This is a genomic window from Pyrinomonas methylaliphatogenes, assembly GCF_000820845.2.
GTDB lineage: Bacteria > Acidobacteriota > Blastocatellia > Pyrinomonadales > Pyrinomonadaceae > Pyrinomonas > Pyrinomonas methylaliphatogenes.
In genome coordinates, this window is the sequence record NZ_CBXV010000004.1 from 283253 (window position 1) to 297993 (window position 14741).

The window sequence follows — 14741 nt, forward strand, 5'->3', positions numbered from 1 at the left end:
GGTTCCACCTCATCTTCAAGCGGTCGGTTTCTCTCCGTGGCCGTTTGCGTCCTTGTCGCGCCGCCGCTTCTCCGCGAGGGCTTTCAAAATCTTCTCGGGCGTGATCGGCAGATCTCGAATGCGCACGCCGACGGCGTCGTAAATGGCGTTGGCCACCGCCGGAATGGTCGCCGCCAAGCTCCCTTCGCCCGCCTCTTTGGCGCCGAACGGACCTTCGGGATCGATCGTTTCGACGATGATCGTTTCGATGGGCGGCGAATCCACCGCCGACGCCGTCTTGTACTCGAGTAGGCCCGGATTCATCGTCAACCCCTTTTCGAAGATCTGCTCTTCAGCGACCGCCTGGCCCAGCCCCATCCAGACCGAACCTTCGACCTGCCCTTCGACGTTGAGCACGTTGATCGCGCGACCGCAATCGTGCGCGACCCAAATCTTGTCGACCGTGAACTGGCCGGTTTCGGGATCGACCGTGACTTCAGCGACTTGAGCTGAGTAAGAGTAGGCGACGCCCGGACCGACGCCCGCGCCGCGAAAGTTGCCGCCCTGCGCTTCAGGCGGCGGCGTGTACGCTCCTTTGCCGATGAGCGTGCCGCCTTGTTCGATCGCCGCCATCAACGCCTCTTGATAGCTGATGGCGCGTTGCGGTTCGTCTTGCGGAAAGATCTTCTCGTCGCGCGCGACCAATCTGTCGGGGCTTTCGCCGAGAAGTTCGGCGGCGACGCGAAAGAGCTGCCGCTTGATGTCGCGCGCCGCTTCGCGCGCCGCGTTTCCGGCCATGAAGGTGACGCGCGACGAGTAGGAGCCAAGGTCCACGGGCGTGATCGCCGTGTCGGCTGCGATGACGCGCACGCGATCGAGCGCGACGCCCAATTCTTCGGCGACGATCTGCGCGTGAATCGTCTCCGTCCCTTGGCCGATCTCCGCCGCGCCCGTGTAGACGGTGACGCCGCCGTCGTAATCTATTTTGATTGAGACGTTCGAGTGCGGCATCTTGGAACGGATGATCGAGTTGGCCGCGCCCGAAACGTAGTGCGACCCGCCGATGCCGACGCCGCGCCCGAAGGGAAGTTTGCCGCGCTTGTTCTTCCAATCTGAGGCTTCGATGACGCGCCGCAAGCATTCATCGTAACCGTAGCTCGTCACGCGCAATGAATTGACGGTGAACGTGTTCGGACGAAGACAATTCTTCAAACGAAGTTCAGCCGGGTCCATGCCGATCTCTTCGGCCAGCATGTCGAGTTGCGATTCGAAAGCGAAGCGGATGCCGACCGTACCGTGCCCGCGCATCGGCCCGCACGCCGGTTTGTTCGTCAGCACGCGGTAGCCGTCATACTTGATGTTCGGGATGTCATAGATGGCCGCGAGCAGCGCGCCAGCGTAGAGGATCGTCACCACGCCGTATGAACAGTACGCTCCGCCGTCTTGAATGACTTTCGCTTCGACCGCCGTGATGCGCCCGTCTTTGGTGACGCCCGTCTTGAGTTCCATGTACTGTTCAGGGCGCCCGCGATGCGCGTAAAAGACCTCTTCGCGCGTGAAAGTGAATTTAACGGGCCGACCTGTTCTCTTTGAAAGAAGACACGCGGCGATCTCGTGCGTGAAGGTTTCGGATTTGCCGCCGAAGCCGCCGCCGACAAACGGTTTGATGACGCGAATCGAAGACATCGGGATGCCGAGCACTTCGGCGAGCGTGCGATGGACGTAATGCGGCGTTTGCGTCGAGGTCCAAAGCGTCACGCGCCCGTCATGTTCCCAGTGGGCCACGCACGCGTGCGGCTCCATCGGCGCGTGCGTCACGCGCGGCTGGAAGAAACGATCGAAACGGACCGCGCCGCCCGATTCGATGGCTTCGCGAAAGCCCCGTTCGACGTCGCCGAAATGGTGATGGTACTCCTTCTCGATGTTGCGTTTTCTATCGGCATGAATCCAAAGGTTCGGATCCTCGCAGGCCATCGCCTCTTCGGGAGTGAGAAAAGCGGGCAGGACCTCGTACTCAACTTCGATGAGGTCGAGAGCCTCTTCGGCGATCTGTTCGGAGATGGCGCAAACCGCGGCGATCTCGTCGCCGACGTAACGAACTTTGTCGAGGCAGAAGGCGGTCTCATCGTGCCCGATGGGCAGAATGCCGTAGCGCGCCGGCGCGTCTTTGCCCGTCACTACTCCCATCACGCCCGGCAACCGTTCGGCCTTTGAAGTGTCGATGCGCAGGATGCGCGCGTGCGGGTGCGGCGAACGGAGTATCTTGCCGTAAAGCATGCCGGGCAAGCGCAGATCATCAGCGTAAAGAGCCGTGCCGGTCACTTTGGGCGGACCATCGGTTGCGGGAATGCGCTTGCCGATGACGGAAAAGGTGCGTTCGCTCATCGCAGCCTCCGGAGCGGAAATGGTAGCCAGTCACGGTTACATGATAGCAGCTTTCGCGTGAGGATGCTCCGCTGCCTTTGCATCTTGTGAAGCGTTTGAAAAAGATGTGCTCCACCCTTTTTCCATCACGAGAAGGGTGGAGCACAGAGAAGCGGTGCCCGTGGACAGTGGGGGGTGAGAAGAACTTTCTGAGCAGGTTCGTTTCAGCCGACTTTGCGCGCGAGCAGTTGATCGAGCGCCCATTTGCCGCCGCCTTTGATCACCACGATCAAGGCGAGCCCGATCGCCAAGAGATGATATTCGAATCCTTCACCTCTCTGCATGCCGCTCCAGTTCATGAAAAAACCGTTGTGCCAATGTACGAGCGCGATCGCGCCGAGCATGATCAACCCGATGCTGAAGGCACAGAAGCGGCTGAGCAGACCGAAGATCAAACCGAGCGAGCCGAAGAACTCGCCGATGATCACCAGAAAGGCGATCACCGCTGGAATCCCCATCTGCGAGAAGAAGTTGATGGTCGCCGAAAAACCGTAACCGCCAAATAGGCCGAGAAGCTTCTGTGCGCCGTGCGGGAAGATCACGATGCCAAGAAACAGCCGCGCCAGCAACGCCGCAATATCATCCTCCGTGCGAAGAAGTTTGTTCCACATCTCTCTTTCCTCCTTCTCGAGATTTCGATAGATCATGGCAGATCGATTAAGATCATCTCGCCACGGGAACGGGTCGAAATATCAAGCCGCGTCACATCGTCGATGCGCGCTTGGTCTCCGGCAGCCAGTTCGCGCCCGTTGACGATCAACTCTCCTTCGATTACGTAAAGAAATGCGCGCCGCCCCGCGCTCAATTCATGCGCTAGGATGTCTTCAGGGCGAACCGTCGAGACGTATAGAGTCGCATCTTGGTGTATCCTGACGGCGCGCCCGCTCGCCGCTCGGCCCGAAGCGATCGGCAGCAGCTTACCGATTCGTTCTTCGGGCGTAAAGTGGGCCTGCTCGTAGGACGGGGTAAGTCCCTTTTGCGCGGGCAGAACCCAGATTTGCAGAAGGTGAACCGGTTCCGTCGCCGAGGCGTTGAATTCGGCGTGCGCGATCCCCGTGCCGGCGCTCATCCGTTGCACTTCGCCCGCGCGTGTGATCCCGCGCCCGCCCGTGCTGTCGCGGTGCTCGAGCGCGCCGCTTAGAACGTAAGTGACGATCTCCATCTCGCGGTGCCGGTGCATGTCGAAACCGCGCCCCGGCTGAATGACGTCATCGTTGAAGACGCGCAGCGGTCCGAACGACACGTTCTGCGGATCGTAGTAGTGGTCGAAACTAAAAAGCCAGTATGTTGAGAGCCAATCGTTCGCGAAGTGGTAGCGATCTTTGGCGGGAACGATGCGGAACATCGCCCATCCTCCTTTCGATTATCCGCTGCGGTCATAACCGTTCGCTGTTAAACTGTTAATTGATTGACATTTTTTAGATGCCAGAATTCCCCGCTGCCCGAGTCATCCGATCCGTATCTTGCCGAGCAGTTCGATCAATTTGCGCTGCTCCTGGCGCGTCAGCGGGCGCATTACCGTCTCGGCGAAGCTCTGAACCTCGATCAGGCTATCGGCCAGAAACTTCGCTCCAGCGTCCGTCAAAGCGACGAGTTTTTTGCGGCGGTCGCCGCAGGCCAACCTTTTGACGTAGCCGCGCTTCTCCAATAGATCGATGAGCTTGGTTACGTTGGCTCGCGAAGAGAGCAGCCGTCGCCCGATCTCCGATTGCGAAAGCGGTTCACCCGCGCCGTTTAAGATTCGCAGCACGTTGTAGTGGTTGTCAGTCAGACCGAAAGCGGCGAATCGCTCATCCGAGGCGCGCCACAGGCGGTCTCCGATCCGCATGAGGCGAACCACCGCTTCCTCGGCGTCGCTGCGCGGGATTTTCACCTTGACGGCCATGACGAGACGGAATATAACCAATCGCTGAGAAATTGTCAACCGATTGACAATTCTCCTTCATCAGATCCGCGGGAGAGTTGAGGGCCGTTCGCCGCATTGACACGGAATCGCCCGGCGTGGATGCTAGCGAAGCCCTATGCCGATGGATTACGGGGAACAGCGGTTGAAGATTCACGAAAACGTGCCATTGGCCCCCTTGACCACGCTCAAGGTCGGCGGGCCGGCCCGCTTCTTCGCGCGCGCTGAGAGCGAGGAGCAGATCGGCGCGGCGGTCGCCTTCGCCGAAGAGCGGGGCTTGGCGCTGTTCGTCCTCGGCGGCGGGAGCAACGTCGTCATCGCCGACGAGGGATTCGATGGTCTGGTTCTGCAAGTGGCGCTGCGCGGCATCTGCGTGCGCGCCGAAGGCGAACGGATCGTGTTGACGGCGCAAGCGGGCGAAGAGTGGGATGATCTGGTGCGCTTTTCGGTCGAGCGCGAGTGGGCCGGGATCGAATGTTTGAGCGGAATCCCTGGGTCGGTCGGCGCCGTGCCGGTTCAGAACGTCGGCGCCTACGGGCAAGAGGTGGCGGAAACGATCGTCTCCGTCCGCTGCTTTGACCGTCGAGAACGGAAATTTTGTGAGCTTTCGCGCGACGAGTGCGGGTTCGGTTACCGGACGAGCATCTTCAACGCCGAGGAGCGCGACCGATACATCATCGCTTCGGTCACCTTCGCCCTGGCGCGCGGCGGTGCGCCGAGGATCGTTTACGAAGATTTGCGAAAGCATTTCGGCGCGAGGCGACCTAATCTTGCGGAGGTGCGCGAAGCCGTGCTTCAGATCAGGCGTGCGAAATCGATGGTGATCGACCCTGCCGATCCCAACTCGCGGAGCGTCGGCTCGTTCTTCAAAAATCCCGTCATTACGGCAGAGGAGTTCGCCGCTTTGAGCGAGCGGTGGGGACCGGTGCCGCATTTCGATATGGCCGATGGGCGCGTCAAACTGATGGCGGCGTGGCTGATCGAACGCGCCGGTTTCCCGCGAGGATATCGCAAGGGAGAGGTCGGGATTTCGACCAATCACAATTTGGCGATCATCAACTGTGGGCGCGCGACGGCTAGAGAGATCGTCGCTTTGAAGGACGAGATCCAGCGTCGTGTGGCCGAGAAATTTCACGTGTGGCTTGTTCCCGAGCCGGTCCTCATTGGATTCGATAAATCAATAGTCTGACCTCTTGCTTCGAAAGCGCGCAGCGAAAGCATAGTGCCAATTAGCCTCCGGTTTCATGAGGCATTTCGAGAGTAAAATCGCAACGCAAGGCGCGGCCATCCGGCGCGATCAGCTCGCAGGCGAAATATTGTGAGAAACTGAAACTGTTTTGGCACAACGGAATCGTCCCCAGCAAGAGGACCGTCCCGGCCAGTTGCGCGCGCATCGGTTGAGGCAATCGGTCCAGCAATTCCTCTGGCCGAAGCAATTCGGCCAGCGTGCCGCGTTGATAATAATCGGTCTTATCTTCCGGTGTGATCCAACTGATGAGTTCCAGTGCGTCCCAAAAATCGCGCACATCGCGGTAGCGCCATGCCCGTGTGGCGATAGGTTTGGGAAGTTCCTTGGCCTCAAGGATCGATCGCCGCTCCAGTGCGCGATCGGTCAAATCGCTCCCGACGGTGACCAGAGCCTCTCCCAGTTCCGACGAGATGAAGATCAGCGCGGCTTCCGCTTCACCTGAGACTGTGCGCGATGGCACGCGCACGGAAGGCGATTGCGAAAGATATTGGGCCGAGAGGTCGTAGAAGATCGGCACCGCGGGCGGCGGTGGGACGCCGTGAAGCTCGAGTTCGCGGATGTGGCGTTGCACATCGCTGGGGTTTCGCCCCGTATAGCCGGCGACGACGAGGCGTTCGGCCGTTATGCGGATCGTCCGATCTTCGAGTGCGAAAGATAGCTCCTTCATGCTGGTCATAGACGACGATCGCGTAAAGCGGGGAAGGTGGTTCTCACCTCGCGCACATGAGTCGGATCGAGCGCGCCGTAAAGGATCTGTTCGCCTTCGCCCGCGCGCGCCGTCGGCGTTCCCCATGGATCGACGATCAAACTGTTGCCCAGTAGCTGTTGATCGCGCATGCGACCGCTCGCGTTGCAACAGACCATGTAGGCGAGGTTCTCGATCGCGCGGGCGCGCGCCAGTACCAACCAGTGCTCCAGTCGCGGATATGGCCACGCCGCTGTGACGAGGAAGATTTCGGCTCCGCGCTGGACCAGCTGTCGATAAAGTTCCGGAAAGCGCATGTCATAGCAGGTCGTCAGGGCCAGCACGCCGAAAGGGGTGTCAATGACGGTCAGCCCGTCGCCCGGGGTGAGCAGCTCGCTTTCGCGAGAATCGTAGCCGAATAGGTGAATCTTGCGATAGGTCGCGCGCAGACTTCCATCCGGCGCGAAAAGGAGGCTCGTGTTGTATAGCCCCTGTGATGAGCGTTCGATGATGCTGCCAGCGTGCAACCATATCCCAAGGTCGCGCGCCGCCGCGGAAAAACGGCGCGATGAAGGGCCGGGGATCGGTTCGGCGTGATGCTCATATTCCTCGAAGTTGAAGTAGCCGACCGTCCACAGCTCCGGGAAGATTGCCAGCTCTACGCGGCGTTCCATCCGCGCGAGAAGCGCCAGACCGCGTTCGATTCGGTCTTGGCAGCTCTCTTCTGCGCGGTGACCGATCTGCAGCAGCGCGATATCAACGGCCATCTTCAGCACCCAATCTCTCCATGACGATCTCTTCCGTATGTTCGAGATGGAGTCTCACGGCGCGCTCGGCTTCCACAGGATCGCGCCGCAAGATAGCTTCGACGATCCTCTGATGTTCATCGATCACTTCTCTGAGACGCCCCAATTTGGTGATCGCCGTCAGCCCGACGATCTGAAAGACGTTCCGCAGATTGGTGATGATCTCGGTGACTTTGGGGAAGCCGGTCAACTGGGCCAGCAGGATGTGAAAATTGCTATCGGCGGTAAGGAATGCCGCGCGATCGCCGCGCTCCAAAGCTTCTTGCTGTGTGACGAGCAGCTTGCGTATGCGCTCGGCGTCGGCGTTGGCGATGCCTATCGTCGCTAGGCGGTTGGCGATGGGGGGTTCGAGGACGGAGCGGAGCCAGAAGAGTTCGCGCACCTCCTCGGGAGTGATACGGCGCACGCGCTTGCCGCGGGAGCCGACCGGTTCTAATAGGCCCTGACTCTGAAGCTCCTGCATGACTTCGCGCACGGGCGTGCGCGAGACGCCGAACTTTTCGGCCAGAGTCGCTTCGGTCAGTACGGCGTCGGGAGCGATCGTGCCTTGCAAGATGGCCCTCTGCAGGGCTTCGTAGACGTGCTGTTTCATCGTCTTGGGACGTTCCACGGGCAGCAGATCCGCCGTTGGGGCTGTCGTTTTCATCGCGATACACCTCGAGACGGATTGATGTGACAAGGGCTTTGTGAAGTCGGGCAAGAGTTTACCCCAAAGGGGGCGCGATCAATAGGGGCGCGAGCCCGAGGATCGGCGGGAGATTTTGGCCCTTGAATTCGCATACGGTATACAGTATAATGTATTCGTTCTTCGATGGCAAGAACGGAGGAGAGAGGTGGCGACTTTACGACGAAGCTTAGCCGTCATCGGCGCGATATTCGTTCTGGTTGCGTGCGGCGCGGCGCAGGTCGCTGTGCTGCCAGAAGGCCATTTCGCCAAAGTCAACGGCATCGAGCTCTACTACGAGATCCACGGACAAGGCGAGCCCTTGTTGCTAATTCACGGTTTCGGCGGATCGGGGCAGGATTGGGCTCCCGTCCTTGAGGAGTTCGCCAAGCATTATCGCGTGATCCTTCCAGACATGCGCGGGCATGGGCGCTCGACCAATCCGACCAAGCAGTTCACCCATCGACAGTCGGCTCTCGACATGTTCGCGCTTCTCGACTTGCTTGGCGTCAAGACGTTCAAAGCTATGGGGATCAGCAGCGGCGGGATGACGTTGCTCCATATGGCGACGCAGCAGCCGTCGCGCGTTGAGGCGATGGTTCTGATCGGCGCGACGAGCTATTTCCCCGAACCGGCGCGGCAGATCATGCGCCGTTCGACCGTCGAGAGCATGACGGCCCAGGAGTGGGAGCGTGCGCGCCGGATTCACAAGTACGGCGATGACCAGATCCGCATGTTGCGTGAACAGTTTCATCGGTTCAAGGACAGCTACGATGATATGAACTTCACTCGTCCGCTCCTTTCCACGATCACGGCGAAGACGTTGATCATCCATGGCGATCGCGATCAGTTCTTCCCCGTCTCGATCCCGGTCGAGGAGTACTGCGCGATCCCGAACTCTTTCCTCTGGATCATTCCGAACGGCGGTCATGTGCCGATCGCGGGGAACGTCCAAGAATTCACGCGCATAACTTTGCAATTCCTGAGCGGGGCTTGGGATCAGAGCAAAAAACCATGGGATTGCCATGCGGCAACGGAGAAGTAGGGCGTTTCCGCGTCCCGAGGAGGTGTAAGATGTGGCGAAATGATCCGTGTGCTTCGAAGATGGCCTTCTTCAGGCTCATTTTGGTGATCAATGATCCGTGTGCTTCGAAGATGGCCTTCTTCAGGCTCATTTTGGTGATCGTCGTGTTGCCAGCGATCGTCTTCGGACAAGCGACGACCTCTACGGGGAGCATTCAGGGGATTGTCAGCGATCCGCAAGGGGCGGTCATTCCGGGCGCACGTATCACCATCACGAACAAGAGCACGGGGCAAACGGTCGAGCTTGTGACTTCGAGCGCCGGAGCGTACAACTCTGGCGCTTTGATCCCCGGTGAGTATTCCGTTCGCGTGGAGGCTCCCGGATTCAAAGCGGCGGAAATAAACGTTCGCGTGCAGGTTGGGGTAGTCACCCCGGGCAACATCCAGCTTCAGGTTGGGGCGGCGACCGCCGTCGTCGAGGTAAGGGGCGAACCGGTTCTTGTGAGCACGGAGCAGCAGACGGTCTCGACCGTCATCGCTTCGGATTACGTCGCGAATCTTCCGTTTAACGGACGCAATTTCCTCAACCTCGCGCAGCTCGCTCCGGGCGTGCAGATTCAGGATGCGGGCAACTTCATGCCGACGAAGGTCGGATTTTCGTCGATCTCTTTCGGCGGGCGGTGGGGGCAGACGGCGCGCATCGAAGTAGATGGCATAGACATCAGCGATGAGTTCTTCGGGACGACGACGCAGGATATCCCGGCCAACGCGATCAGCGAATTTCAGCTCGGTCAATCTTCGCTCGATCTTTCGACCGGGCTTACTTCTTCGGGCGCGGTCAATGTGGTGACCAAATCCGGAGGGAACGAGTTTCATGGCGACGCTTTCGTCTTGGCGCGCTTTCATAATACGGCGGCGCGCATTGGACGACGGGACCAGTTCTTCAGGCGCGTGCATTATGGCGGGCAAGCGGGCGGCCCATTAGTTCGAGATAAGCTCTTCTTCTTCGCCTCCTATGAGCATCCGCGGCAGGATCTGTTCACGCCTGTGGAGCTTAATCCGCCGTTTTCCGCTCTTTCGGGTGGATTCAACACTCCCGTGCGCGAACATGCCGGGGTCGCGCGACTCGATTGGCAGATCAAGACCAACTACCGCCTGTTTGCGCGCTTCTCTTACAATCAGAACGATGTCACGACGGCAGTCCAGAATACCTATCAGCCTTTCCGCAACGTCTCACAGGCTACCGTTTACGCTGGCGGATTAGACTTCAACACCGGCACCTACACGCACAGCGTGCGCGTTGGATACACGCGAAATCGCATCGATCTACTTGATGCCGTCCGCGCGAGCAAAGCTTTCGATCCCGCTCCGGGCATCTCGGTCGTCATCGGAAACAGCCCCGTGTGTGGTCCTGGACCGGCGAACCTTTTCTGTTCAGGGCCTAGTTTTATCGCGCCGCAATTGGAACGACAGCGCAACTTGCAGACGAAGTATGATGGCAGCAAGGTCATCGGCTCGCACATCATCCGTTACGGGGTGAACTTCACGCGCATTCGCAGCGTCGCCGTCGCGAGTCTGATCGGCGCGGCCCCTTCGGTCTTCAGCGTCTTCAACCCGATGACGGTCAGTCTGGCGGCGGCTGGTCCATTCCCGGGCGGCTCTTCCAATCCCCTGAACTATCCCGTTGTCGCCGTCGTCATGGGCAATCGCGCGGGCTTTTTGACCGAAAGGCCCGAGTTCGGGTTCCCGGGCGGGGGCGTTTTCGACGATCGCTTCGGTTGGTATATCGGCGATGCTTGGAAGATTCGGCGCAACTTCACGCTCAACTACGGCGTGCGTTACGTCCGCGATACGGGGCGGAGCGATGCCGATCTACCGCCGTTGCCCGTCTTGGATCGTTGGCAGCCCGGCTTGGGACGGCGCGTCAATCAACCCAACAAGGATTTCGCGCCGCAACTCGGCTTCGCTTGGGATCCGTGGGGGCGCGGGCGAACCTCGATTCGGGGCGGCATCGGCATTTACTACGAGAACCTGTTACATGCGAACACGGTTTTTGATCGGCTCGCGCGCGTGGAGAAGGGGATTTTCAACAGCATCTACTCGTTCTGTCCAACCCCGGTCTTGCGCATGCCTTCGGGGACGATCCGGGATGTGTCGAACATCTGTTTCCGACCGATCGGCGCGGTGGCTCAATTGATCGCACCCTTGCAGGCGCAGATCTACGCCGAGACATTGGCCGTTGGGCCACAGAGCAATCCGCAGTTTATCGGGAACAAGCTTTCGAGCGCGGGCACCAATGGCTTGATCTCTCCCGATTATCGCACGCCCTATTCCGTGCAGATGAACATCGGCGTGCAGCATGAACTAAAGCCCGGATTAGTGCTCAGCGTGGATTATGTGCGCAACGTGGGGCTCCACTTCCTGCTCGGCTACGATGTCAATCATGTCGGCGACGCGCGCTTTTTGAACCGGAGCGCCGCGCTCAATGCGATCAACGCGGTCAATGCGCAGTTCGGTTGTCCTGCCGGAAGCGCCGGGATCGATTGCGCCATTCAAAAGGGCGCGACGATCGTCGATTATGCACGTAGCGGGTTGGATTCGGCAAACGCGCTCTTCGGCGGAATGCCCAGCACGTTGTTCGGGGTTCCTGCGGATCGCGGCGCCGCTTTCGCGGGCCGAGATCCATCTTTAGGGCAGTTGATCATGCTCTTCCCCATCGGGCGTTCGGTCTATAACGCTCTGCAGGTTTCGTTGCGCGGCAGGCTCATCAAACCGTTGCCGTTTGTTCGCAATGCCGATTTTCAGATCTCATATGCTCTATCGCGGTTCGTCGGTCCGAGCGTCAATCAGGACTTCACTCCGGTGGCGGTGGATTATCGCGCTCCGCTCGCTTTCGTCGGTCCGAACAGCATGGATCGCACGCATCAATTGAGCGTCGGCGGTTGGTTCGATCTGCCTTACGCATTTCGCCTGGGGGTGATCTCGCACGTCAAGACGCCTCTACCCGTGTCGCTCAATTTGCCGACTGCGGGGAGTCCAGGAGAGATCTTCCGCACCGATTTCACCGGGGATGGAACGACTGGTGACCTATTGCCGGGGACGAAGATCGGCGCTTTCGGGCGGAGCGTCAAGCTGGACCAGTTAGGATCTGCCATCACGAACTACAACAACACCTATGCTGGCAAACTGACCCCCGCCGGACAAGCTTTGGTCGACGCCGGGCTGTTTACTGCGCAGCAGCTTGCCGCTTTGGGCGCGGCGATGCCGAGCTTGCGGTTGCCGCCACCTGATCAAGTGGGCATCGACTCTTTGATCACGACGGATCTGCGTCTTAGCTGGACCTATCGGCCCATCAGCGGGCGCGAGACCTTCACTATCGAGCCGAACGTTGCGGTCTACAATCTCTTCAACATCGCCAACTATGATCCGGCGGGCGCGACGTTGAGCGGCGTGTTGAGCGGCGCGCCCGGGTCGGTGAACGGAACTCCGCCCGGATTGCGCGTCAATCGCATCACTTTCGGCTACGGGATGTATTCGTTCGGCGGCCCGCGCGTATTCGAGTGGGGATTGAGGATCGGATTCTGAGTTGGAGGAGGGAACGCGATGCGAACAGGGAAGCAGTACGAAGAGAGTCTGCGCGACGATCGTTGCGTTTACTTGAATGGCGAGCGCGTCAAGGACGTGACGCGCCATCCGGCTTTCTCTGGCGTGATTCGCACCGTCGCGCGAATGTACGATCTGGCTGCCGATCCTGCCGAGGACATGACCTTTCGTTGCCCCGAGACCGGCACGTGCGCCAACAAGGTGTTCATGATCCCGCGTTCGCGCGAAGATCTGCAAGCGCGGCGATGCGCCATCACGAAGTGGGCCAAGATCTCCAACGGCTTCATTGGGCGTGGGCCGGATCATGTGGGATCGTTCTTCGCCGGATTCGCCAGCGCATCAGAAGTGTTCAACACGCCGCGCCATCGATTCGGCCCTAATGTCGAACGCTTCTATCGCAAGCTCGTCGAAGAGGACTTATACGTGACCTACGTCATCATCCCGCCGCAGATCGACCGCAGCTCTACCGCGCATGCGTGGGGAGAGGAGTTGTTGCAGGTCGGCGTGCTGGAGGAGCGAGATGATGGCATCGTGGTGCGCGGCTCGCAGATGCTCGGCACCGCCACGGCGGTTTCGGATTATCTCTTCGTCAGTTGCATCAAGCCTTTGACTTCGGATGATGAACGCTATGCCTTATCTTTTGTCGTCCCCGTGCGGGCGCCGGGCGTGAAAGTCTATTGTCGTCGGTCCTATGCCATGTCACAACCGAGCGGCTTCGATTATCCGCTTTCGACGCGCTTCGACGAGACGGACGCGCTGATCGTTTTCGACGACGTCTTCGTCCCGTGGGAAAATGTTTTCGTCTACCGCGATGTGAATCAGCTTCGCCGTCAGTTCTTCGAAACGCCGGCACACGTTCTAGGCAACAATCAGGCGCAGATCCGACTCATCACGAAGATGAAGTTTCTTATCGGCGTGGCCCGCAAGATCGCCGAAGTGAACGGCATCGACGCGATCCCATCGGTGCAGGAGAAGCTCGGCGAATTGGCGTCGTTGGCCGCTTTCGTCGAGGGGATGGTGCTCGCATCGGAGGCCGAGTGCATTATCGATGCCAACGGCGTCGCGCGTCCCAATCCGCGCTTCCTGTATGCGGCGATGGGGTTGCAAGCCGAAACTTATCCGCGCGCGGCTTTGCTATTGCGCGAATTGGCTGGCGGCGGTCTCATCCAGTTGCCATCTTCGTACAAAGATCTGTTGGCCGAAGAGACGCGCCACGATCTTGAGCGGTACTTGCGCTCTCCGCGCCTCGCATCCGAGCAGCGCGTCAAACTTTTCAAGCTGGCTTGGGACATCGTCGGTTCGGAATTCGGCGGACGCCACCTGCAGTACGAGATGTTCTATGCGGGCGCGCCTTTCGTCGCGAAGAACTACGCTTTTCGCCATTATGGCTACGATGAAGCCGTCGCTTGCGTCGAGGGGTTTTTGAGTAGCTACGAGCTCGACGAGGATTCAGCCTGTCGATGAAGGTGGAAGCGGGATTATGAGCAAACCGGAACTTGAGTTCACCCCTGTTCAGAATGTAGCGTGGACTCCGGTCCCCGACGGCGTGCCTGGTCTTTACGAGCGCATCCTCGCGCGCGATCCGCGAACCGGTGTGGTCACGCGCATCCTTCGTTTCGATCCCGGCACGGACACGTCTCCGATGGGAGCGGTGGTCCACGACTTTTGGGAGGAGGTCTATATCCTCGAGGGCGAGTTGCATGACCTAAGCTTGGGAAAGACTTTCGGTGCGGGCTCTTACGCTTGTCGTCCGCCCGGGATGAGACACGGCCCGTGGCGCACGGAGAGAGGTTGTCTGACCTTCGAGGTGAGGTATCACGCGCGGGAAGAGCCGTGACTTAGAAGAAGCGCCGCGCCCGAGAAGCAGAGGTATGCATGAGAGTGCGGATGAGATGGTTGACCCGCGGTCGTTGCGAAACGCGATGGGCCGTTTCGCGACGGGCGTCTGCGTTCTGACGGTGAATGTCGGCAGGGAGCTTCATGGAATGACGTTGAATTCGCTCACGTCTGTGTCGCTTCATCCGCCGTTGATTCTGGTTTGCTTGGCGAACGGCACGCGCACCGAAAGGGCCGTGCGCGCGCGCGGCGCCTTCGTCATCAACGTCTTGCGCTATGAACAGTTGGATCTCGCCAATCGTTTCGCCCGTCCGGGCGAGGACCATTTCAAGGATCTGGCGATCTTATGGGATGAGCGCGGCCTTCCTCTTCTCCCCGAATGCTTGGCTTATGTGATGGGGCGCGTGGAAGAGATCCGCGCTGCCGGCGATCATCAGATCGTCATCGCGCGCGTCGTCGGATTAAAATGCGGTGAGGGGCGTCCGCTCCTTTTCTTTCGCGGGCAGTACCGCGAGATCGGGTCAGGCAACGTTCCTGCCGAATACTGGTACTGGTGATGCAGTCCGGTC

13 protein-coding genes are annotated in these 14741 nt (G+C 59.7%); 6 read left to right on the plus strand and 7 right to left on the minus strand.

Annotation, left to right across the window (positions count from 1 at the left end):
* Positions 1-15 precede the first annotated feature (15 nt).
* The 4 genes from hcrA to PYK22_RS05770 all read right to left on the minus strand — a co-directional run bounded on the left by hcrA (position 16) and on the right by PYK22_RS05770 (position 4327).
* Complete coding sequence (gene hcrA, locus PYK22_RS05755; RefSeq protein WP_041975195.1) at positions 16-2364, minus strand: 4-hydroxybenzoyl-CoA reductase subunit alpha; 2349 nt, start codon at positions 2362-2364, stop codon at positions 16-18.
* A 203-nt stretch (positions 2365-2567) separates the two neighbouring features.
* Positions 2568-3014 (minus strand): DoxX family protein, encoded by a 447-nt coding sequence (locus PYK22_RS05760; RefSeq protein WP_041975586.1) that lies wholly within the window; start codon positions 3012-3014, stop codon positions 2568-2570.
* Between the two features lie 32 nt (positions 3015-3046).
* Positions 3047-3748, minus strand: coding sequence for a pirin family protein (locus PYK22_RS05765; RefSeq protein WP_041975196.1), 702 nt, complete (start codon positions 3746-3748; stop codon positions 3047-3049).
* 102 nt (positions 3749-3850) lie between these two features.
* Entirely contained in the window at positions 3851-4327 is a 477-nt protein-coding gene (locus tag PYK22_RS05770) for a MarR family winged helix-turn-helix transcriptional regulator (RefSeq protein WP_157770695.1), read from the minus strand.
* Positions 4328-4430: 103 nt separating this feature from the next.
* On the opposite strand from PYK22_RS05770, the gene PYK22_RS05775 reads away from it, so the two are divergent.
* Positions 4431-5495, plus strand: a complete 1065-nt coding sequence (locus PYK22_RS05775; protein WP_041975588.1) for a UDP-N-acetylmuramate dehydrogenase — start codon at positions 4431-4433, stop codon at positions 5493-5495.
* Positions 5496-5535: 40 nt separating this feature from the next.
* On the opposite strand, the gene PYK22_RS05780 is transcribed toward PYK22_RS05775, so the two are convergent.
* The 3 genes from PYK22_RS05780 to PYK22_RS05790 are packed head-to-tail and all read right to left on the minus strand — an operon-like array spanning position 5536 to position 7692.
* Positions 5536-6231 carry a DUF2848 family protein gene (locus tag PYK22_RS05780; RefSeq protein WP_041975198.1) on the minus strand — a complete coding sequence of 232 codons (696 nt, stop codon included), beginning with the start codon at positions 6229-6231 and terminating at the stop codon, positions 5536-5538.
* Complete coding sequence (locus tag PYK22_RS05785) at positions 6228-7007, minus strand: carbon-nitrogen family hydrolase (protein ID WP_041975199.1); 780 nt, start codon at positions 7005-7007, stop codon at positions 6228-6230. Before PYK22_RS05785 ends, PYK22_RS05780 begins: the two co-directional genes overlap by 4 nt.
* Positions 6997-7692, minus strand: a complete 696-nt coding sequence (locus PYK22_RS05790; RefSeq protein WP_041975200.1) for a GntR family transcriptional regulator — start codon at positions 7690-7692, stop codon at positions 6997-6999. The genes PYK22_RS05785 and PYK22_RS05790 overlap by 11 nt, the downstream gene beginning before the upstream one ends.
* Positions 7693-7879: 187 nt before the next feature.
* On the opposite strand from PYK22_RS05790, the gene PYK22_RS05795 reads away from it, so the two are divergent.
* The 5 genes from PYK22_RS05795 to PYK22_RS05815 all read left to right on the plus strand — a co-directional run bounded on the left by PYK22_RS05795 (position 7880) and on the right by PYK22_RS05815 (position 14729).
* Complete coding sequence (locus PYK22_RS05795; RefSeq protein WP_211197623.1) at positions 7880-8755, plus strand: alpha/beta fold hydrolase; 876 nt, start codon at positions 7880-7882, stop codon at positions 8753-8755.
* A gap of 110 nt (positions 8756-8865) precedes the next feature.
* A complete protein-coding gene (locus PYK22_RS05800) occupies positions 8866-12318 on the plus strand; it encodes a TonB-dependent receptor (RefSeq protein ID WP_157770696.1) in 3453 nt (1150 codons plus the stop codon).
* Between the two features lie 18 nt (positions 12319-12336).
* Positions 12337-13800 (plus strand): 4-hydroxyphenylacetate 3-hydroxylase family protein, encoded by a 1464-nt coding sequence (locus tag PYK22_RS05805; protein ID WP_041975202.1) that lies wholly within the window; start codon positions 12337-12339, stop codon positions 13798-13800.
* A 16-nt stretch (positions 13801-13816) separates the two neighbouring features.
* Positions 13817-14173 (plus strand): cupin domain-containing protein, encoded by a 357-nt coding sequence (locus PYK22_RS05810; RefSeq protein ID WP_041975203.1) that lies wholly within the window; start codon positions 13817-13819, stop codon positions 14171-14173.
* Positions 14174-14207: 34 nt separating this feature from the next.
* Positions 14208-14729 carry a flavin reductase family protein gene (locus tag PYK22_RS05815; protein WP_041975204.1) on the plus strand — a complete coding sequence of 174 codons (522 nt, stop codon included), beginning with the start codon at positions 14208-14210 and terminating at the stop codon, positions 14727-14729.
* Positions 14730-14741 lie beyond the last annotated feature (12 nt).

Excerpts from the sequence above, each read along its gene's own strand:
- PYK22_RS05780 (WP_041975198.1), bottom strand. The coding sequence starts at position 6,231 with ATGACCAGCATGAAGGAGCTATCTTTCGCACTCGAAGATCGGACGATC.
- PYK22_RS05760 (WP_041975586.1), bottom strand. The coding sequence starts at position 3,014 with ATGTGGAACAAACTTCTTCGCACGGAGGATGATATTGCGGCGTTGCTG.
- PYK22_RS05775 (WP_041975588.1), top strand. The coding sequence starts at position 4,431 with ATGGATTACGGGGAACAGCGGTTGAAGATTCACGAAAACGTGCCATTG.
- hcrA (WP_041975195.1), bottom strand. The coding sequence starts at position 2,364 with ATGAGCGAACGCACCTTTTCCGTCATCGGCAAGCGCATTCCCGCAACC.
- PYK22_RS05790 (WP_041975200.1), bottom strand. The coding sequence starts at position 7,692 with ATGAAAACGACAGCCCCAACGGCGGATCTGCTGCCCGTGGAACGTCCC.
- PYK22_RS05800 (WP_157770696.1), top strand. The coding sequence starts at position 8,866 with ATGGCCTTCTTCAGGCTCATTTTGGTGATCGTCGTGTTGCCAGCGATC.
- PYK22_RS05810 (WP_041975203.1), top strand. The coding sequence starts at position 13,817 with ATGAGCAAACCGGAACTTGAGTTCACCCCTGTTCAGAATGTAGCGTGG.
- PYK22_RS05815 (WP_041975204.1), top strand. The coding sequence starts at position 14,208 with ATGCATGAGAGTGCGGATGAGATGGTTGACCCGCGGTCGTTGCGAAAC.
- PYK22_RS05785 (WP_041975199.1), bottom strand. The coding sequence starts at position 7,007 with ATGGCCGTTGATATCGCGCTGCTGCAGATCGGTCACCGCGCAGAAGAG.
- PYK22_RS05805 (WP_041975202.1), top strand. The coding sequence starts at position 12,337 with ATGCGAACAGGGAAGCAGTACGAAGAGAGTCTGCGCGACGATCGTTGC.
- PYK22_RS05765 (WP_041975196.1), bottom strand. The coding sequence starts at position 3,748 with ATGTTCCGCATCGTTCCCGCCAAAGATCGCTACCACTTCGCGAACGAT.